This is a genomic window from Methylobacterium sp. C1 (assembly GCF_001854385.1).
GTDB classification, from domain to species: Bacteria; Pseudomonadota; Alphaproteobacteria; order Rhizobiales; family Beijerinckiaceae; genus Methylobacterium; species Methylobacterium radiotolerans.
On the sequence record NZ_CP017640.1, the window covers coordinates 916,702 to 933,824 of the forward strand.

At 72.6% G+C, this 17,123-nt stretch carries 22 protein-coding genes and 1 tRNA gene; 6 read left to right on the plus strand and 17 right to left on the minus strand.

What is annotated here, in order from left to right:
- Positions 1–18 precede the first annotated feature (18 nt).
- Positions 19–771, plus strand: coding sequence for a GNAT family N-acetyltransferase (locus BKE41_RS04250; protein ID WP_070998582.1), 753 nt, complete (start codon positions 19–21; stop codon positions 769–771).
- A 51-nt stretch (positions 772–822) separates the two neighbouring features.
- On the opposite strand, the gene xseA is transcribed toward BKE41_RS04250, so the two are convergent.
- From xseA to BKE41_RS04285, 7 genes are all read right to left on the minus strand, one after another.
- The gene (gene xseA, locus BKE41_RS04255) at positions 823–2,523 is read right to left on the minus strand and encodes an exodeoxyribonuclease VII large subunit (protein WP_059409047.1); all 1,701 of its coding nucleotides are present in this window, start codon (positions 2,521–2,523) and stop codon (positions 823–825) included.
- A gap of 124 nt (positions 2,524–2,647) precedes the next feature.
- Positions 2,648–4,120, minus strand: a complete 1,473-nt coding sequence (locus BKE41_RS04260) for an MDR family MFS transporter (RefSeq protein ID WP_012317675.1) — start codon at positions 4,118–4,120, stop codon at positions 2,648–2,650.
- Positions 4,121–4,301: 181 nt separating this feature from the next.
- Positions 4,302–5,618 (minus strand): MFS transporter, encoded by a 1,317-nt coding sequence (locus BKE41_RS04265; RefSeq protein WP_070998584.1) that lies wholly within the window; start codon positions 5,616–5,618, stop codon positions 4,302–4,304.
- Positions 5,618–5,824, minus strand: a complete 207-nt coding sequence (locus BKE41_RS04270) for an Rmf/CrpP family protein (RefSeq protein ID WP_070998585.1) — start codon at positions 5,822–5,824, stop codon at positions 5,618–5,620. The genes BKE41_RS04265 and BKE41_RS04270 overlap by 1 nt, the downstream gene beginning before the upstream one ends.
- A 67-nt stretch (positions 5,825–5,891) precedes the next feature.
- Entirely contained in the window at positions 5,892–6,149 is a 258-nt protein-coding gene (locus BKE41_RS04275; RefSeq protein ID WP_070998587.1) for a hypothetical protein, read from the minus strand.
- Positions 6,150–6,254: 105 nt separating this feature from the next.
- The gene (locus BKE41_RS04280) at positions 6,255–6,518 is read right to left on the minus strand and encodes a hypothetical protein (RefSeq protein WP_024831016.1); all 264 of its coding nucleotides are present in this window, start codon (positions 6,516–6,518) and stop codon (positions 6,255–6,257) included.
- A 137-nt stretch (positions 6,519–6,655) separates the two neighbouring features.
- On the minus strand, positions 6,656–6,895 hold the full coding sequence (locus tag BKE41_RS04285; RefSeq protein WP_024831015.1) for a hypothetical protein: 240 nt from the start codon (positions 6,893–6,895) through the stop codon (positions 6,656–6,658).
- A gap of 164 nt (positions 6,896–7,059) precedes the next feature.
- Here BKE41_RS04285 and BKE41_RS04290 point away from each other — a divergent pair, with 164 nt between their 5' ends.
- The gene (locus tag BKE41_RS04290; RefSeq protein ID WP_024831014.1) at positions 7,060–8,076 is read left to right on the plus strand and encodes an NAD-dependent epimerase; all 1,017 of its coding nucleotides are present in this window, start codon (positions 7,060–7,062) and stop codon (positions 8,074–8,076) included.
- Positions 8,077–8,286: 210 nt separating this feature from the next.
- Positions 8,287–8,652, plus strand: a complete 366-nt coding sequence (locus tag BKE41_RS04295) for a cytochrome c family protein (protein ID WP_024831013.1) — start codon at positions 8,287–8,289, stop codon at positions 8,650–8,652.
- Between the two features lie 76 nt (positions 8,653–8,728).
- Here the strand turns inward: BKE41_RS04295 and BKE41_RS04300 are convergent, their stop codons facing one another.
- The 3 genes from BKE41_RS04300 to BKE41_RS04310 all read right to left on the minus strand — a co-directional run bounded on the left by BKE41_RS04300 (position 8,729) and on the right by BKE41_RS04310 (position 10,470).
- Complete coding sequence (locus tag BKE41_RS04300) at positions 8,729–9,247, minus strand: MarR family transcriptional regulator (protein ID WP_012317683.1); 519 nt, start codon at positions 9,245–9,247, stop codon at positions 8,729–8,731.
- Positions 9,248–9,376: 129 nt separating this feature from the next.
- Entirely contained in the window at positions 9,377–10,252 is an 876-nt protein-coding gene (locus BKE41_RS04305; RefSeq protein ID WP_245295962.1) for a site-specific tyrosine recombinase XerD, read from the minus strand.
- A gap of 65 nt (positions 10,253–10,317) precedes the next feature.
- Positions 10,318–10,470, minus strand: a complete 153-nt coding sequence (locus BKE41_RS04310) for a hypothetical protein (protein WP_012317685.1) — start codon at positions 10,468–10,470, stop codon at positions 10,318–10,320.
- A gap of 244 nt (positions 10,471–10,714) precedes the next feature.
- Between BKE41_RS04310 and BKE41_RS04315 the strand changes: the two genes are divergently transcribed.
- The 3 genes from BKE41_RS04315 (at position 10,715) to BKE41_RS04325 (ending at position 12,682) form a co-directional block, all read left to right on the plus strand.
- Positions 10,715–11,338 (plus strand): shikimate kinase, encoded by a 624-nt coding sequence (locus BKE41_RS04315; RefSeq protein ID WP_076729417.1) that lies wholly within the window; start codon positions 10,715–10,717, stop codon positions 11,336–11,338.
- Between the two features lie 19 nt (positions 11,339–11,357).
- Complete coding sequence (gene aroB, locus BKE41_RS04320) at positions 11,358–12,497, plus strand: 3-dehydroquinate synthase (RefSeq protein ID WP_043073160.1); 1,140 nt, start codon at positions 11,358–11,360, stop codon at positions 12,495–12,497.
- Positions 12,498–12,606: 109 nt separating this feature from the next.
- Positions 12,607–12,682 (plus strand) — tRNA-Thr (locus BKE41_RS04325).
- A gap of 106 nt (positions 12,683–12,788) precedes the next feature.
- On the opposite strand, the gene BKE41_RS04330 is transcribed toward BKE41_RS04325, so the two are convergent.
- The 7 genes from BKE41_RS04330 to BKE41_RS04360 are packed head-to-tail and all read right to left on the minus strand — an operon-like array spanning position 12,789 to position 16,994.
- Complete coding sequence (locus tag BKE41_RS04330) at positions 12,789–14,543, minus strand: proton-conducting transporter membrane subunit (protein WP_070998591.1); 1,755 nt, start codon at positions 14,541–14,543, stop codon at positions 12,789–12,791.
- Positions 14,540–14,959 carry a cation:proton antiporter subunit C gene (locus BKE41_RS04335; RefSeq protein ID WP_012317689.1) on the minus strand — a complete coding sequence of 140 codons (420 nt, stop codon included), beginning with the start codon at positions 14,957–14,959 and terminating at the stop codon, positions 14,540–14,542. Before BKE41_RS04335 ends, BKE41_RS04330 begins: the two co-directional genes overlap by 4 nt.
- Positions 14,956–15,732: an MnhB domain-containing protein gene (locus tag BKE41_RS04340; protein WP_012317690.1), complete on the minus strand. Its 777-nt coding sequence runs from the start codon at positions 15,730–15,732 to the stop codon at positions 14,956–14,958. The genes BKE41_RS04335 and BKE41_RS04340 overlap by 4 nt, the downstream gene beginning before the upstream one ends.
- Complete coding sequence (locus BKE41_RS04345) at positions 15,729–15,980, minus strand: DUF4040 domain-containing protein (RefSeq protein ID WP_012317691.1); 252 nt, start codon at positions 15,978–15,980, stop codon at positions 15,729–15,731. Before BKE41_RS04345 ends, BKE41_RS04340 begins: the two co-directional genes overlap by 4 nt.
- The gene (locus tag BKE41_RS04350) at positions 15,977–16,261 is read right to left on the minus strand and encodes a monovalent cation/H(+) antiporter subunit G (RefSeq protein WP_070998592.1); all 285 of its coding nucleotides are present in this window, start codon (positions 16,259–16,261) and stop codon (positions 15,977–15,979) included. Before BKE41_RS04350 ends, BKE41_RS04345 begins: the two co-directional genes overlap by 4 nt.
- Positions 16,258–16,509 (minus strand): monovalent cation/H+ antiporter complex subunit F, encoded by a 252-nt coding sequence (locus tag BKE41_RS04355; RefSeq protein ID WP_012317693.1) that lies wholly within the window; start codon positions 16,507–16,509, stop codon positions 16,258–16,260. The genes BKE41_RS04350 and BKE41_RS04355 overlap by 4 nt, the downstream gene beginning before the upstream one ends.
- A complete protein-coding gene (locus tag BKE41_RS04360; RefSeq protein WP_070998594.1) occupies positions 16,506–16,994 on the minus strand; it encodes a hypothetical protein in 489 nt (162 codons plus the stop codon). Before BKE41_RS04360 ends, BKE41_RS04355 begins: the two co-directional genes overlap by 4 nt.
- Between the last annotated feature and the right edge of the window lie 129 nt (positions 16,995–17,123).

The following is a 17,123-nucleotide window of genomic DNA, read 5'->3' on the forward strand; positions in this document are numbered from 1 at the left end:
GGGTCGGAGGAGGCGGCGATGGCGGATCTCGAACAGGCCTGGCGCGTGGAGGAGGCCTGCCTCAACGCTTGGCCGAGCCCGCGCGAGCTCCTAGTGCACGGTTATCTGCTGCGCGCCGCCGGAGGCCGCTCGAAGCGGCAGAATTCCGTGAACCCCATGCGCGGCAGCGGCGCGCCCGGACCGGCCGTCGAGGCCGCGCGCGCGATCTACGGACGCCTGGGACAGCGCCCGATCTTCCGCGTGCCGGCGATTGCGCCGCAGATGGAGCCGCTCCTCGCCGGCGGCGATTACACCGTAGTCGACGAGACCTGCACGCTGATCCGCGCCCTCGACGACGTGCCGACCGCGCCCGATCCAACGGTGGCAGTCGCCGCGGCGCCGCGGCCGGACTGGCTGGCCCTGCGCGACGCGGTGAACCGCGCCGATGCCGCGGCCGCGCAGGTGTTCCGCGACACCGTCAACGCCCTGGCCCTGCCGCGGGCCTTCGCGGCCGCCGCGGCCGAGGGCGGCATCGGCGCCATCGCCTTCGGGGTGCTCGATCGCGAGCTGATGGTCATCGAGGCGGTGGCGACGCCCGAACCCCTGCGGGGCCGCGGCCATGCCCGGCGCGCGGTCGGCGCGCTGCTGCGCTGGGGCCGGGCGGAGGGCGCCCGGGCCGCCTGCCTGCAGGTCGTCGCCGCGAACACGCCGGCACGGGCGCTCTACCGCACCCTCGGCTTCGAGCACGAGTTGTACCGCTATCACTATCGGGTCGGCCCGGAGCCTAGCTGAGACGCGGTGGGGGGCTCGGCCCAGTTCCTTCATCCGGCCCCGGCCGTCGTCTCAGGCGTCGAACAGCGATCCCTGCCGCGTCGCGGCAGGGCGCGTGCCGGTCCGCTTGCCCGGCGCCGCCGGTGCGGCCGCGCCGCCGCGACGTCCGGGCTTCGCCGGCCGGGACGGATCGACCGGCAGGGACGGATCGTCCGTCCCGTCGGGCACGGCCGTCACGGTCCCGTCGGCGAATTGCAGGCTGAGACGCTGCGCCGCCGCCGCCGCCGCCGCGCGGCGGACGGGGAGCCCCGCGGCGTCGCGCACCAGCACGTAGCCCCGGTCGAGCACCGCGCGGTAGCTCAGGGAGCCGAGCAGGCCCGCGAGACCGTCGAGCCGGTCGCGGCGCCGCTCGATGCCGCGCGCACCCGCCTGGGCGAGGCGCTCCGACAGGGCGAGCAGCCGGTCGGTACGGCGCGCCTGCAGCGCCCGGGCCCGTTCCAGGCTGGCCTCGCGCGCGACGACGAGGCGTCGCCCGAGCTGGATCAGGGCCTCGCCCTTGCGCTGGACATCGTTGCGCAGGGCGTGGAGCGGCCGGTGGTCGATCCGCGCCAGCCGCGCGCGTGCGTTGGCGAGGGCCACGTCGGGCGAGCGCCGGGCCATCCGGTCGAGCAGGAGCTGGAGCCGCGCGCGGTGGCGGCTCGCGCCCGCCGCGAGCGCCGGGGCGAGGCGCGCCTCGGCGAGGTCGAGCCGCTGGCGCTTGGCCGCCAGCAGGGCGTCGGCGCTCGGCAAGGCGCGCCCGAGAGCGCGCAGGTCGGAGCGGTCGCGGTCGATCCGGCGCCCGACCGCTCCCCTGCCGCGGGCCGCCAGGTCCGCCACCGTGGCGATCAGGTCGGCGCGGACCGGCACCGCCATCTCGGCGGCGCCCGTCGGGGTCGGCGCGCGGCGATCCGAGACGTAGTCGATCAGCGTGGTGTCGGTCTCGTGCCCCACCGCCGAGATCAGCGGGATCGCGCTCGCGAAGGCGGCGCGGACGACGCACTCCTCGTTGAAGGCCCAGAGATCCTCGATGGAGCCGCCGCCGCGGGCCACGATGAGCACGTCCGGGCGCGGGATCGGGCCCTCGGCCGGGAGGGCGTTGAAGCCGCGGATCGCGGCCGCGACCTCCTCGGCCGCGCCGTCGCCCTGAACCCGCACCGGCCAGACCAGGACCGGCCGGGGGAAGCGGTCCTCCAGCCGGTGGAGGATGTCGCGGATCACCGCGCCGGTCGGCGAGGTGACGACGCCGACCACCCGCGGCAGGTAGGGGATCGGCCGCTTGTGGTCCGGGGCGAAGAGACCCTCGGCGGCGAGCTGCTTCTTGCGCTCCTCCAGGAGCGCCATCCAGGCGCCGAGCCCGGCAGGCTCCAGGCTCTCGATGACGATCTGGTACGAGGACTTGCCCGCGAAGGTCGTGATACGGCCGGTGGCGACGACTTCCAGACCCTCCTGAGGTCTCTGGCGAAGTCGTCCGAACACGCCCTTCCAGACCACCGCGTCGATCCGCGCCTGCCCGTCCTTCAGGGAGAAGTAGGCGTGGCCCGAGCCGTGCTGGCCGCGATACCCCGAGATCTCGCCGCGCAGGCGGACGTGCCCGAAGGCGTCCTCGAGGGTGCGCTTCAGGGCGCCCGCGAGCTCGCCCACCGACCATTCCGGCTGGTTCGCGTTGAGCACGCTGGTCGGCGGGATGTCCGCCGCGGGCTGGGCTGCGGGGCGCGGGGGCGGCACGAGGGGCATGGCCGGACGCTAGGGGGCTCCGGCGGGACAGTCAAAGGGCCGCTGTGGAGACGGGCTCGTGCGCGTCCCGAGCCGGGCTGGCCGCGACAGCGGCGCCGTCTGTCCTATCGGAAGGTTCCGCCGCCTACTCCACGGCGAGCTCGCGCGGCCGGTCGGAGATCGCCACCGGCGGGACCAGCAGCGACAGGAGCAGGGTCAGCACCGCCACGGCGAACACCGTCCAGAACGTGCCGTGCAGCGCGTGCTGCAGGCCGCCCCGGATCGCCTCCCCGCCGGCCCCGAGGCTTGCCGGATCGTCGAGCAGGCGGCGGAGCTGATCGGAATTCACCGCCGGGCCGCTCGACGGATTGGCGAGCCGGTAATTCAGCACGGCCCCGAGGACGGTCGCGCCGAGCGTCGAGCCGAGGTTGCGCGAGAAGATGTTCGAGGCCGTCGCCGCCCCGCGCTGCGCCCAGGCGACGCTGTCCTGGATGATCACGATGGCGGCGGTGGACAGGAAGCCCATGCCGAGCCCCATCACGACCGAGCCGCAGGCCGCCACCACCGGGGAGGTGTCCGTTCCGAGCGCCACGAAGGCGACCGCGCCGAGGGGCAGGAGCGTCGCGCCGACCAGCAGGATGGGGCGCAGGCCGAACCGGACGAAGCTGCGCGCCGCCGTGGTGGCGCCGATCGGCCAGCCGAGCACCATCAGGGTCAGGGTCAGGCCGGCGATCAGGGGCGATTGCCGCAGCACGCCCTGCACGTACATCGGCAGGAACGCCGTGAGCCCGATCACCGTCATGCCGGAGAGGAGCGTCGCGGTGTTGGCGGTGGCGATGGGGCGCTGCATCCACAGGCGGATGTCGAGCATCGGGTCCGGCGCGCGCCGCTCCTGGACGACGAACAGGAGCGCGGCCACCACGAAGGCCAGCGCCGGCCACAGGGCGGCCTCGGCCGACTCGCCCGCCTCGGTCAGCGCGATCATCAGCGCCGCGATGGCGGCGGTGAACAGGGCCGCGCCGATCGCGTCGATCTGGCGAGGGCGGCGCTCGACGCCCTCGTGGAGGAAGCGCAGGAACAGGCCGGCCGCGATCACGCCGACCGGCAGGTTGATCCAGAAGATCCAGGGCCAGCTCAGGTGACCGATGATCAGGCCGCCGACCAGCGGGCCGGCCACCGAGGAGATGCCCCAGACGCTGGCGAGATAGCCCTGGACCCGGCCGCGTTCCCGCGCCGCGTACAGGTCGCCGACGACGGTCAGGCTCACCGGCTGGATCGCCCCGGCGCCGACGCCCTGGATGAGGCGGAACAGGATCAGCGAGGGCATCGACCACGCGAGCCCGCACAGGAGTGAGCCCGCCAGAAAAACCGCGATGCCGAACAGCAGCACCGGCCGACGCCCGTACAGATCCGAGAGCTTGCCGAACACCACCGTGGTGGCCGTCTGGGTCAGCAGGAAGGAGGCGAACACCCAGGCGTAGAGGTGGAGGTCGCCGAGCTGGCCGGCGATCTGCGGCATCGCCGTCGAGACGATCGTCGCCTCGATGGCGATCATGAACATCGCCGCCATCACCGCGGCGAGGACCAGCGGGCGGCGCGTCTCTGAGGGCGTGGGCATCGCGCCGGTCTAGGCCCGCCGCGCCTGCCTACCTAGCGTTGAACACGGCATCCGGCTCCTCCGCGGCGAGATCCGTGCGCGAGCGCACATACCCGGGGCGCGGGCTCCGCGTCGGACGCATGGATGGGGCGCCGCGATGCGATCCATGCATACATAATCCGCGATGGCCCGAACCCGCCGATCACGCCTCGGACTCGGCGTCGAGGTCGCGCCCGCGCGTCTCGGGCAGCAGGACAGCCGCGATCGTCCCGACGAGGCTGAACGCGGCGAGGTAGTAGGCCGGCGCGAGCCGGTCGCCGGTCGCGGCGATCAGCCAGTTCACCACGTAGTTGGTGCTGCCGCCGAACACCGAGACGGAGACCGCGTAGACGATCGACAATCCGGCGCTGCGCACAGCCCGGGGCAGGGCCTCGGGGATGCCGACGATCACCGCCGCGGCGTTGATGGACGACAGGGCCGAGAGCAGGAAGGTGACCGCGTAGACGCTGGCGGCGCTCGGCGCCCGCACCACCCAGGCGAAGGCCGGGATCGCCAGGATCAGGATCAGCGCCCGCGGCCAGATCATCACCGGTCGCCGCCCGTACCGGTCGGCCAGCCAGCCGCCGAGCAGCGGGAAGATCACCGAGGCGAGCCCGAGCGCGATCGGCACCGCCGTGGCGGCTGTCTCGCTCAGGCCGAGGGTTGCGCCGGCGAAGACCGGCATGTTGGTGCCGACCGCGTTCGACACGGTCGAGGCCGCGATGACCAGGAAGGTCAGGCCCAGCAGGCGGCCGTGCTCGCGCAGGAGCCGGCCGACCACCGCCGTCGTCGAGGCCGCCGCGTGCGGATCCTCCCCGGCGCCGGCCGTCTCGGGCAGGTGACTGCGGATGACGAGGCCGACCGGCACGACGCACAGGCCGAGGGCGAACATCAGCCGCCAGCCCCACTGCGCCATCGCCTGATCGCCGACCGCGAGCGCCAGGGCGGTCGCGACGATCCCGGCGAACAGGGCCGCGCAGCCCTGGCTCGCGATCTGCCAGCTCGTCACGAAGCCGCGCCGGTCCGGGGGCGCGGCTTCCAGCAGGAAGGCCGTCGAGGGGCCGACCTCGCCGCCGAGGGCGAGACCCTGCACGAGGCGGCCGGCAATGACGATGACCTGCGCCCAGCCGCCGATCGTCGCGTAGGAGGGGCAGGCGGCCAGCAGGACCATGCCGACCGCCATCAGCGCGATGGTGATCAGCATCGCGGGCTTGCGGCCGGCCCGGTCCGCGAAAGCGCCGATCAGCACGCCGCCGATGGGCCGCATGACGTAGCCGATGCCGAACAGGGCGAGCGATGCCAGCAGGCTGTGGGTCGGGTCGTTCGCCGGGAAGAAGGCCTCGCCGATCGGCTTGGCGAAGAAGGCGTAGACGGTGAAATCGTAGAACTCGAGGGCGTTGCCCAGGACGACGGCCCCGACCGACTTGCGGTCGAGGGCGGGATGATGCGCGCCGGGATGCGGTGCGGTCCGGGCGTCCATCAGCGGGACGATCCGTCGACCGGGTGCTTGGCGAGACCGCCGGAGACGGGCGTCTCGCCCTCAGCCATCGCCTCGTCGTAGCCGGACAACCAGAGCGTGCACGCCTCCGTCCCCTCCGCGTAGGGGCAGGCTTCCCGGGCCAGCCCCTTGGCGGGCGCGGCCCGGCCGAGGGCGCGGGCATCGAGGTCGTTCGGTGGCGTATCCATGCGGGCGCAGCTCCGTTCCGGTTGGCTGCGGCGCGATGTAGGGCGCGGAACGCGCGCGTCGTCGATCTCAGTGACGCGTCGGGGTCCCGTCCGCGGGCAGCGCCACGGCCTCGCTGAACGGGAATTCCAGCACGACCTCGCCGTCGGCGTCCGTGACCACGAGGCACGCGCTCATCAGCCGGGCCTGATCCTGCGGGTGGCGCAGGGCGGCGCGGATCGTCTCCCGCGCCGCCTCCCAGGCCGCGTCCGGATCCCGCAGCTCGATCCCGGTCGGATCGGAGATGACGTCCTCGCCGATCTGCGTGTGGAAGAAGTAGCGCGGCATGGCCTTCACCGGTTGCGGGGGCGCCACTTGGAGCGGAGCGACCCGCTACAGGTGGTGACGGCCGCGCGCCGGACCAGCCCTCGGCGCAACCCGCCCCGTCGGCCCTCAGCCGTTCGCGGCCCGCGCCTCCGGCGCGGACGGGACCGGGCGGAGCGACCGGACCTGGCCGGTGACGCCGCCCGCGCGGTGCTGCTTCTCCATCGCCATCAGCGGCCGCAATTCGGGCTCGGCGAAGTCGAGGAGCTTGGCGTTGCGCCAGCGCGGCTTGCCGGCCCCGCGGCCGAACCAGCGAGGGCGCTCCTCCTCGACCAGGAGTACCAGCCGTCCCGTCCAGGTCTTCCGGAACCAGAAACGCCCCGTCAGAGACATCGTCCCATCCTCGCCGTCGAGCCGCCCCCGGTCTGGCCGCCTCAATAGCGAACTTGGCCGTTCGCGTACTGATGAAGACGCGGGCGAACCGGCGCACTACCGATATCCACAGCCCCGCGCGAGGGCCACGGCCGTCCTCAGTGCGCGATGTGCCGGACCGACAGCGCCAGCACGACGAGCCAGACGAGGCCCGTGAGACCGAACACGAACCCGCGGAGGATCGCCGTCTCGAGTGCGGCGTGCGCGGAGTGCGGCTCCCGCGCCCGTAGCGCACCGTCTTGCCGCGAAGGCTTCGGACGCGCCCGGACCGGGCGCGGCTTCGGCGCGGCGAGCAGGCGCGTCAGGCTGTCGGGGAGCGGTCTGGGGTCGGGCTGCACGGCAGCCGCGAGCCTAACGGGTCACGCGCCCGCGCGACAAGCCGCGCGGGGCATGAGCAGGTCCACGGCAGCGGACCGATTTCTCGCGTACCGACCCCATGCTACAGCTCGATCCCGGGGCGGCTCGATCCCGGGGCGGCCAGTCAGCCCGTCGGTCCGCGCGCATGTCCCTGCCACCTGTTTTGATCACCGGCGTCGCCGGCTTCATCGGGAACCAGCTCGCCCTGCGCCTCCTGGAGGCCGGGCGGCCGGTGGTCGGCCTGGACAGCGTCAACGCCTACTACGACGTGCGGCTCAAGGAAGCCCGTCTGCAGCGCCTCGCGGGCTTCCCGGGCTACAGCTTCGCGCGCCTCGACCTCGCCGACCGCGACGGGCTCGACGCGCTGTTCCGCCGCCACGCGTTCCGCACGGTGATCCATCTCGCCGCCCAAGCCGGCGTCCGCTACTCGCTCACCGATCCGCACGCCTACGCGGCGAGCAACCTCGTCGGCTTCCTGAACATCCTCGAGGCCTGCCGCCACGGCGGTGTGGGACACCTGCTCTACGCCTCCTCCAGTTCCGTCTACGGCGGCGTCACGGCGATGCCGTTCTCGGTGCACCAGAACGTCGACCATCCGCTCAGCCTCTACGCCGCGACCAAGAAGGCGAACGAGCTGATGGCGCACAGCTACAGCCACCTCTACGGCCTGCCGACCACGGGTCTGCGCTTCTTCACCGTCTACGGTCCCTGGGGTCGGCCGGACATGGCGCTGTACCTGTTCACCCGCGCCATCCTGGCGGGCGAGCCGATCCGCGTGTTCAACGAGGGGCGGATGCTCCGGGACTTCACCTACATCGACGACATCGTCGCGGGGATCCAGGCGCTGGCGGAACGGCCGGCCGCGCCGGACCCCGCGTGGAGCGGCGCGGCGCCGGATCCCGGAACGAGCTCCGCGCCCTACCGGATCTACAACATCGGCAACAACGAGCCGGTGGCACTCCTGGAGATGATCACCCTCCTCGAGGACGCGCTGGGCCGGAAAGCAGAGAAGATCCTTCTGCCGATGCAGCCCGGCGACGTTCCCGCGACCTACGCCGACATCGACGATCTCGTGCGGGATGCCGGCTTCCGGCCCGCCACACCGCTGAAGACGGGGATCGGGCACTTCGTCGACTGGTACCGGACCTATCACGGGGCCTGAGAGAGCGACGCCGCGGCCGTCCCGCGGAGCCAATCCGATCACGCGGTGTTGAGGGAAGCGGCGACCTGGAACGGCCGCAGATCGGCCCGTGGCCGACGGCCATCCCAGACTAGGCCGTTGCGCCCGCCGGGCAGATTCATTTAGAGCTGTTCCAGGCAGCCACGCTCTGCCCGCATCGCTGCCGCAGCGGCGGCCAACAGGAGGAAATCCATGCGTTCACTCGTTTTCGGCGCCGTCCTTGCCGTCGTCATGCCCCTCGCCGCGCAGGCCCAGGAGGCCGGTGACGCCGCCGCCGGCGAGAAGGCGTTCGCCCCCTGCAAGGCGTGCCACAACTTCCAGAAGAACGGCGTGGGCCCCGACCTGAAGGGCGTCGTCGGCCGCAAGGCGGGCACCTACGAGGGCTACAACTACTCGGCCGCCCTGAAGAACTCGGGCATCACCTGGGACGAGGCCAACCTGCACGAGTGGCTGAAGAACCCGAAGGCGAAGGTGCCCGGCACCAAGATGATCTTCCAGGGCTACCCCGACGACAAGAAGATCAACGACGTCATCGCCTACCTCAAGACGCAGTCCTGAGGCGCAGTCCTGAGGCGCAGGCTCGCGCGCAGACGGGAGCGGCCACCCGGCCGCTCCCGGCCCAGGCGCGCCGGCCTCAATCAGGCATGAGCCCGGCCTGCAGGCTCAGCCTGAGGGTGACGAGATCGTGAAGCAGATCCTTGCGGCCCTGGATATCGAGGCCGGTCATGCCGCCCGCCTCGTCGGGAAGGCAGGCGAGCTCATCGCGCAAGGCCTCGCCGGCGGCGGTGAGGAAGATACTGACCTGACGCTCGTCGACCCGGTCGCGGGCGCGGCGCACCCGCCCGGAGGCTTCCAGGCGCTTCAGGAGCGGTGTCAGCGTCCCCGAGTCCAGGAACAGGCGGTTCCCGATCTCCTTGACCGACAATCCGTCCTGCTCCCACAAAACCAGCAGGACGAGGTATTGCGGATACGTCAGTTCGTGGCGCCCGAGAAGGTTGCGGTAGGCGCGGCCGAAGGCGTGAGCGGCGGCGTAGACCGCGAAGCACAGCTGGTTGTCGAGGCGCTGCCGCTCCTGCTGGGAAAGCTGGTCGGCACGCGTGTGCCCCGCCCGGTCCGGCTCGATGCCGACCTGCGAGGCCGTGGGGCCTGACATAGGAAAACTCTCTCTGGTAAAGACGGGCTCGCGTACCGGTATGGCGAGGGGCTACTCTTAGGCAGTTCGCTAAACCTATACAATTGGGGCGACCCACCAGGAGTTGCCAGGCGTTCCGCGCGGGACCGCTCAGCGATCCATCAGCGGATGCAGATCGCGGACCATCGCCTTCAGGCGCTCGTCGAGCACGTGCGTGTAGATCTGCGTCGTCGAGATGTCGGCATGGCCGAGAAGCTCTTGGACGATGCGCAGATCGGCGCCGTTCTGCAGGAGGTGACTGGCGAAGGCGTGGCGGAGCACGTGGGGGCTCACGCGGTCCGGGTGGAGACCGGCCGCCGCGGCCAGCACCTTGAGATCGCGGGCGAAGGCCTGCCGGGTGAGATAGCCGCTGTCGCTGTCGGCGGGAAACAGCCACGGGGAATCCTCCGGCACGGCCGGAAGATGCGCCGCCATGGCGGCGCGGGCCGCCTCGGTCAGGGGCACGAGGCGCTCGCGGCCGCCCTTGCCCCTGACGATCAGGTAGTGCTCGCGACTCGCGCCCGCCGTGCGGGGCAGGGCGACCAGTTCCGAGACGCGCAGGCCCGTGGCGTAGAGCAGCTCGAGCAGGCACACCATCCGGCGCGCCCGGCGGGCCGGGCCCGGGGGCTGGTCGGCGCCGGCGGCGGCCTGCGCCGTGGCGAGCAGCCGGTCGACCTCCGCGATCGACAGCACCTTGGGGAGCGCGCGCCCCCGGCGCGGACCGGACACCGCGACGCTCGGATCGCTCTCGGCACCGCCCTCGGCGTACAGGAACTTGTGGAAACCGCGGACGCAGGACAGGCGCCGCGCCGCCGAGGACGCCTTCAGGCCCCGCGTCTCGAGGTCGATGAGGAAGGCTCGCAGCGTGCCGGCATCCACGTCGCCGAGCGCCGTGCCCGAGCGCGCGAGATAACCGAGGTAGTCGTCGAGGTCCCGCCGGTAGGCGCTCAGGGTGTTGAGGCCGGCCCCGCGCTCGGCGGCCAGCATGTCGAGGTACTCGGCGACCTCGGGACGGGGTGCCCGGGCGGCGTCGCCGCCGCTCTCCGCCCCGCTCAACGGTTGCCCGGCTGCAGCTTCGAGGCGGGGATGGTCACGCTCATCTCCCGCGGCGTCGGCTGGACGAAATGCGCGAGCGCGAACATGGCCGCGTAGACCAGACCCGCCAGGATCGCGAGGGTGGCAAAGAAACGGAACAGGGTCGGCACGTCGGTCGAACCTCGGGCAGACGGGCGCTGGCGGCGGAGAGGGGGCGGGCGAAGGCCTTCTGCGAGCCGCCGCCGGTGCCCGGGTTCGACCACGTGAACAAGGCGCTGACAAGGCCCGCGACGACACAGCGATGCGTTTCGCAGGCCGCTTGAATCGCGCTAAGAGCCTGCCGCAGGATGTGTGGCTGCCCGGGCGACAGGCGCGCGGGGGCCGGTGGAGAGGCGGGGACGCCGCACGGATGCGATGCAGGAGCCGATGCAGGAGGCCATGAGCGGGGAGGAGGCGGGGGAACCGATCGAGGCGCGTCTGCGCCGCGCGCTCGGCCTGCGCTCGATCGTGCTCGTCGGCCTCATGGGGGCGGGCAAGAGCACCGTCGGCCGGCGCCTGGCGAGCCGCCTCGGGCTGATCTTCAAGGATGCCGATATCGAGATCGAGGCCGCGGCCGGCCTGACGATCCCCGACATCTTCGCGATCTACGGCGAGCCGAGCTTCCGCGACGGCGAGGAGCGGGTGATCTCGCGCCTGCTGCGGGCCGGCCCGCTGGTCCTGGCGACCGGCGGCGGCGCCTACCTGCGCGAGGCCACCCGCGCGCGCATCGCGGAATCGGCGGTCTCCGTCTGGCTGAAGGCCGATCTGGACGTGCTGATGCGGCGCGTGCGCAAGCGCGGCAACCGTCCGCTGCTGCAGACCGAGGATCCGGAGGCGACGATGCGGGACCTGATGGCCGTGCGGCACCCGGTCTACGCCGCCGCCGACGTGATGGTCATCTCGCGGGAGGTGTCGCACGACCGGGTCGTCCAGGACGTGCTGGAGGCGCTGGACGCCCATCTCAGCGGCGAAGGATCCATCCCCGTAGCCGCCCAGTGAGACCCGAGCGAACCGACCCATGACCGAGCCCCGTCCGGACCTCCTGACCGTCCACGTGCCCCTCGACGCCGGCCGCGCCTACGACATCCAGATCGGGCGGGGGCTGATCGACACGGCCGGCCCCGCCGTCGCCGCGCTCGGGGGCCGCCGGGCGGCGATCGTGACGGACGCGACGGTGGGCGCGCTCTACGCCGCGCGGCTGCGGACGAGCCTGGAGCGCGCCGGCCTTCAGGCGGGCGTGGTGACGGTGGCGCCGGGCGAGGCCTCCAAATCCTACGCGGGCTACGCGGAGGTCTGTGACGGGCTCCTGGCCCTGAAGGTCGAGCGCGGCGACCTCGTCGTGGCGCTGGGCGGCGGCGTGGTCGGCGACCTCGCGGGCTTCGCGGCCGCCACTCTTCGGCGGGGCGTGCGCTTCGTGCAGGTGCCGACGAGCCTGCTCGCACAGGTCGATTCCTCGGTCGGCGGAAAGACCGGGATCAACGCGCCGCTGGGCAAGAACCTGATCGGCGCGTTCCACCAGCCGCGCCTCGTCCTGGCCGACACGGCGGCGCTCGACACGCTGTCCGAGCGCGAGATGCGCGCCGGCTACGCCGAGGTCGCCAAGTACGGGCTGATCGCCGATCCGGGTTTCTTCGACTGGTGCGAGGCGAACTGGCGCGGGATCTTCGCGGGCGGCCCGGAGCGCGAGCAGGCGGTCGCGTCCTGCTGCCGGGCCAAGGCCGCGGTGGTGACCCGGGACGAGCGGGAGGACGGCGAGCGTGCGCTGCTCAATCTCGGGCACACCTTCGGCCACGCCCTGGAGCGCCTGACCGGCTACGATTCTGCCCGATTGGTCCACGGCGAGGGCGTGGCGATCGGGATGGCCCTCGCCTTCCGCTTCTCGGCCCGGCTCGGGCTCTGCGCCGGCCAGGATGCCGGCCGCGTCGCCAACCACCTCGCGCTCGCCGGCCTGCCGACCCGTCTGCAGGCCGTCCCGGGCGGGTGCGGCGACGTCGAGGCGCTCCTCGACGCGATGACCCAGGACAAGAAGGTCCGCGACGGCGCGCTGACCTTCATCCTCGCGCGGGGGATCGGCCAGAGCTTCATCGCCCCCGGCGTGGACCGCGCGGAGGTGGCGGCATTCCTGCGGGACGAATTGGCGGCGGACCGGGCCGTCTGACGCCCGCGAGGGCCGGCTGTGGCCTTGCCTAACGCGGGCCGGGCCGCTATGAGCCTGCCACGTCCGGCGCCGGATACCGCGCGTCGCTGACGGTCCCGTCGGGGCCAGGGCCGCAATAGCTCAGCTGGTAGAGCACCTCATTCGTAATGAGGGGGTCGGGGGTTCGAATCCCTCTTGCGGCACCACTTTCCTCGATAACCGAATCCTCCTCCTGGAAGGTCTGGCGCGGCCGGACCTCCGTTCGACGACCCGCGCCGGCACGAGCCCGCGAAGCCCTGTCGCGGGTCGCCCTCACGCCATGGCCAGCACGGCCGCGATCACCGCCACGCCGACCGCGAGCCACGCCGCGTAGTCGCCGATCAAGCCGCTGTGGAGCACTTCCAGCGCGCGGGTCGGCGCCGATTGCGAGGCGCTGACTGGCCGGACCACCGATGCGGGCAGGTGCCTCCGGAACAGGCCGTAGCCCGCGCCGGCGAGGGCGGCGGCGAGCGAGGCCCAGGGAAGCCAGACCGGCCCCTCCGCCAGCGCGACCACGGCCGGCCGATGCATGAAGGCCGACGCCGCCCGCGGGAGGGCGTGCTCGATAAGGCCAGCCGGCAGACCGATATCGAGGGCGAGGAGGAGGCAGCACGGCGCCAGCATCAGCCAGAGCGGCCGGTTGGCCTTCTCGCGCTCGTCCTCGCTCGGGGCCCCGGCCTCGTCGCCGGGATCGGGCCCGAGCCCGAGGAAGATCCGGCCCGCGGCGCGCAGCACCGCGGCCCCGGTCAGCGCCGCACCGATGGCGCCGGCCGCCAGGGCGATCCCGTGGCCCTGCTGCGCCAGCGCACCCTGAACGAGGCGCGTGCCCTGGTCGAGCACCCCGAGGGGCAGGCCGCAGAGCAGCAGCCCGGCCAGAGCCATGGCGACCCCGGCGGGCCAGATCCCCCGCCCGAGGCCGCGCAGGGCGATCTCGTCGATGCTGGCCTGGGTGGCGAGCAGGATGCCGGCGATCATGAACAGGGCCCCCTTCACCAGCCCGTGCCCCACCACGTAGACGAGCATCCCGCCGGTCCCGTCCACCGTGAGGGCGCCGAGACCGGTGAGCATGATCCCGGCATGCGAGATCGTCGAGAAGGCGAGCATGCGCTTGAGGTGCCGCTGCAGCAGCGCCATCCAGCCACCCAGGAGGGCGGTGAAGCTGCCCAGGCCGATGAGGAGGGCCGGCAGGGCGTGCTGGACCTGATCGGAGCCGCCGAACACGACGGCGCTCACCTTCGCGAGGCCGAACAGCCCGAGCGAGACCATCGATCCGGAGAAGATCACCGAGACCGGGCTCGGCGCCACCGCGTGGGCGTCGGCGAGCCAGAACTGGAACGGCACGATCGCGCCCTTGATCATCAGGGCGGCCGCCACGAGGCAGAACGCCCCGGCCACCACCGGATCCCGGCCGCCCCGCGCCACCGCGGCCGCGATGCCCTCGAAGTCGAGCGTGCCGGTCTGGGCGTAGATCAGCCCGATGCCGCCGAGCATCAGGAAGCCCGCGAGGCTGTTGACCACCGTGAAGTTGATGGCGCCCGCCAGCGACGATTCCGCCAGATGGTAGGCCGTGAGCGCGAAGGCGGCGACGCTCATCACCTCGAACCACACGAACAGATTGAACATGTCGCGGGTGAAGCAGAACCCGACCATGGCGGCCAGGAACAGCAGCATCAGGATGTGGAAGTGGCCGTGGGTGCGGTCGAAGAAACCCCAGGCGAACACGAAGGTCAGCGCGTAGAGCAGCCCGATGAAGGCCGCGACCCAAGCGCTGGCCTCGTCCACGGAGAAGCCGATGCCGAGATGGACGCCGTCGCGCGGCGCCCAGCCGCCGAACCAGTAGACCAGAGGCTCGCCGGCGGCGTGGGTGGCGATGACACCGCAGAGCGCCGCGACGGTGAGAGCCGACAGCGTCGCCAGGATGTCGGGGAGGCGGCCGGGCAGGAGGTGCGCGGTGGCCAGCATCGCCGCGCAGATCACGAGCGGTATGGCGACGGGCAGGGGCAGGAGGGCGGCCGGGAAGGCGGTCACGGCGCGCTTCGCTCCGCCCCGCGCACCCGGCTCGATTCCGGGTCGCGCCCGGACTTGCCGCCCGCGCGCATCGGCCGGAGCTTCTCCGGGTCCAGGCTGCCGCCGCGCTTGTAGGCCTGGATGGTCAGGACGAGGAGGAGGGCGGTCAGCGTCGCGCCGACCACGATGTCGGTGAGCACCAGCGCCTGCATCACCGGGTCGACGGCGGGCGTTCCCGGCGGGTGATCGTAGAAGATCGGCGCGATGCTGCCCCAGCGATAGCCGAGGCCGAGCAGGAGCACGTAGGTCGCCGACTGGCAGACGCCGAGGCAGCCCACGAGGTGGATGAAGTTGCGGCTCGTGGCGATGCCGTAGAGGCCGATCCCGAACAGCCACGCGGCGACCGCGTAGGGCAGGAAACTGGTGACCGCACTCACGCCGATTCCTCCCCCGGCTCCTCGGGCGCGTCGGCCTCGCGGGTCTCCTCCATGAATTCCAGGAAGAGCTGCGTGAAGCCGCCCGTCACCGCCAGGGCGACGCCGAGGTTCTCGATCAGCATCAGCCCCCCCGAGAACAGGTCGCGGAAGGTGCCGAGCGGCAGGATGTTCTGCATGAAGGCGGCGCCGGTGAGCATCGGCGCCAGCCCGCACAGGGCGAAGAGCAGCGCTCCACCGCCTTCCAGAGCGTCGAGCCAGTGGCTGCGGATGGCGTCGCGCCAGCCGGCATAGCCCTCGCCGAGGTAGATCAGCAGGGTCCCGGAGGCGAGGATGACGCCGCCCTGGAAGCCGCCGCCGGGCGTGACCGTCGCGTGCAGCACGACGTAGAGGCCGAACAGCGCGGTGAGCGGGCCGGCGATGCGGCAAGCGAGCACCACGGCCTCGGAGCGCGGGATCACGGCCCGGCCGGGCCGGCGCATGGCGCGCTCGGTCGTGCCCTCGCCGCGCCGTCCGCGCAGCAGCACCACCGTCCCGGTGATCGCGGCGAGCAGCATGAACTCCTCGCCGAGGGTGTCGAGGCCGCGCAGGTCGAAGTTGATGGCACTGACCATGTTGGCGACGTGCCGGGCTTCCGGCGTGATCGCGTTGATGCGTGCGCCGTACTGGGCGATCGTCGACCCGAAGGGCGGCAGGCCGGCGATCACCTCGGCCGCGCCGGGAAGGAGGACGAGGCCCGCGAGGGCCAGGAGCGCGACGCGGACGCGCGGGTTCACGATTCCTCCTCGGGCGGCTGCGCCCGTACGGCCATCAGAGCCACGAGGAAGAGGAGCGGCACCGCCGCCGAGCCCACCGCCAGCTCCGAGAGCGCGACGTCGGGGGCCTGGAGGGCGTCGAACAGGATCGCCAGGACGAGCCCGTTGACCGCGATGGCGAAGACCTGCCGCGCGGGGTCGCGCACCAGAACCACGGCGGTGCCGGAGATCGCGGTGAACAGGAAGAGCAGCGGCAGGATCACCGTCATGCCGAGCGGCCCTCGCGCATCAGCACGGCCCGGCCGGAGACGTGCGACAGGACCGCCGCCCAGGCGAGGAACACGACCATCATCACCAGGATCTTGAGCGAGCGCCCGGAGAGGCCGTCGGCCAGGAAGGCCGCCACCGTCACGAGGATCGAGGCCGTGACGTTCAGGAACGCGAGGGCGTGCATCCGGTCGAGCGCCCGGGGCAGACGCCAGAGGGCGAGGGCCGCGAGCCACGCGGCCGCCACGGCGAGGGCCAGGACGGAGCCGATCACGACGCTCATATCCAGCGCTCCAGGAAGACCGCGAGCAGCATCGTGCCGGGCAGGTTGAGCAGGACCAGGGTGAGGGCCAGATCGGTGATGGACGCTTGATCGGTGGCGAAGGCCATGAGCGTCAGGATCAGCACCGTGACGCTTCCGGCGAGCTGGTAGGCGGCGAAACGCTGGCCGGGCCGGCCCCGCCACGCGAGCGCCGCGGCCACGGCGAGCGGCGGCAGCAGCGCCAGGATGGCGACCGTCCAGACGCTCATCGCGCCTCCTCCAGGCCGTGCGTCACCACTGTTCCGTGCGCGCGGTCGAGGGTGAGCACGTAGCTGTCGGGGGCGAGCGATGCGGCCAGCAGTCCGACGGCCCGCGCGGCCGGCGCCGTTTCACCGTCCGGCGTGGCCCAGGCGATCTCGACGGCGCTCCGCTCCCGTATCGCGCCGCCGCCGGCGTGCCCGACGACGGCGCGGAGGAGGTGAAGCCCGACGCGGGCGGTCCGGCGCGGCACGGCGCGGATGGCCGGACCGAGTGGACGGAGCGACGCAGAGTCGAAACGGAAGCGCAGCCCGCCGCGCCGTGCGACGCCCCACCACCAGAGCGTGCCGAGGCTGGCGCAGCCGACCGCGGCCATCCCTTCGTTCAGGCTCACCGAGCCGGCGAAGACCATGTAGGTGAGGGCGAGCACGATCCAGATCGCGGCGCCGTCGCGCCGTGAGCGCTTCCTGATCCCGCTGATCGGTCCTGCCCGCATCGATCCTGACCGGCGCGCCCCGCGGAAGCGTGACCATGCGCATGTCCGACCAAACGTGGCCGCGGGCTTCGGCGTTCCCGGAACCCGGAGACACGGTTCCGTGTAGGGCGATGAGGGATGGGAGTGCCC

Coding starts and splice junctions, on each gene's coding strand:
- BKE41_RS04265 (WP_070998584.1), bottom strand. CDS start 5,618: ATGGACGCCCGGACCGCACCGCATCCCGGCGCGCATCATCCCGCCCTC.
- BKE41_RS04270 (WP_070998585.1), bottom strand. CDS start 5,824: ATGGATACGCCACCGAACGACCTCGATGCCCGCGCCCTCGGCCGGGCC.
- BKE41_RS04275 (WP_070998587.1), bottom strand. CDS start 6,149: ATGCCGCGCTACTTCTTCCACACGCAGATCGGCGAGGACGTCATCTCC.
- aroB (WP_043073160.1), top strand. CDS start 11,358: ATGACCGAGCCCCGTCCGGACCTCCTGACCGTCCACGTGCCCCTCGAC.
- BKE41_RS04360 (WP_070998594.1), bottom strand. CDS start 16,994: ATGCGGGCAGGACCGATCAGCGGGATCAGGAAGCGCTCACGGCGCGAC.
- BKE41_RS04260 (WP_012317675.1), bottom strand. CDS start 4,120: ATGCCCACGCCCTCAGAGACGCGCCGCCCGCTGGTCCTCGCCGCGGTG.
- BKE41_RS04345 (WP_012317691.1), bottom strand. CDS start 15,980: ATGACGGTGATCCTGCCGCTGCTCTTCCTGTTCACCGCGATCTCCGGC.
- BKE41_RS04350 (WP_070998592.1), bottom strand. CDS start 16,261: ATGAGCGTCGTGATCGGCTCCGTCCTGGCCCTCGCCGTGGCGGCCGCG.
- BKE41_RS04305 (WP_245295962.1), bottom strand. CDS start 10,252: ATGCTGGCCGCCGAGCGCGGGGCCGGCCTCAACACCCTGAGCGCCTAC.
- BKE41_RS04300 (WP_012317683.1), bottom strand. CDS start 9,247: ATGTCAGGCCCCACGGCCTCGCAGGTCGGCATCGAGCCGGACCGGGCG.
- BKE41_RS04315 (WP_076729417.1), top strand. CDS start 10,715: ATGCAGGAGCCGATGCAGGAGGCCATGAGCGGGGAGGAGGCGGGGGAA.
- BKE41_RS04280 (WP_024831016.1), bottom strand. CDS start 6,518: ATGTCTCTGACGGGGCGTTTCTGGTTCCGGAAGACCTGGACGGGACGG.
- BKE41_RS04355 (WP_012317693.1), bottom strand. CDS start 16,509: ATGAGCGTCTGGACGGTCGCCATCCTGGCGCTGCTGCCGCCGCTCGCC.
- BKE41_RS04250 (WP_070998582.1), top strand. CDS start 19: ATGGCGGATCTCGAACAGGCCTGGCGCGTGGAGGAGGCCTGCCTCAAC.
- BKE41_RS04290 (WP_024831014.1), top strand. CDS start 7,060: ATGTCCCTGCCACCTGTTTTGATCACCGGCGTCGCCGGCTTCATCGGG.
- xseA (WP_059409047.1), bottom strand. CDS start 2,523: ATGCCCCTCGTGCCGCCCCCGCGCCCCGCAGCCCAGCCCGCGGCGGAC.
- BKE41_RS04295 (WP_024831013.1), top strand. CDS start 8,287: ATGCGTTCACTCGTTTTCGGCGCCGTCCTTGCCGTCGTCATGCCCCTC.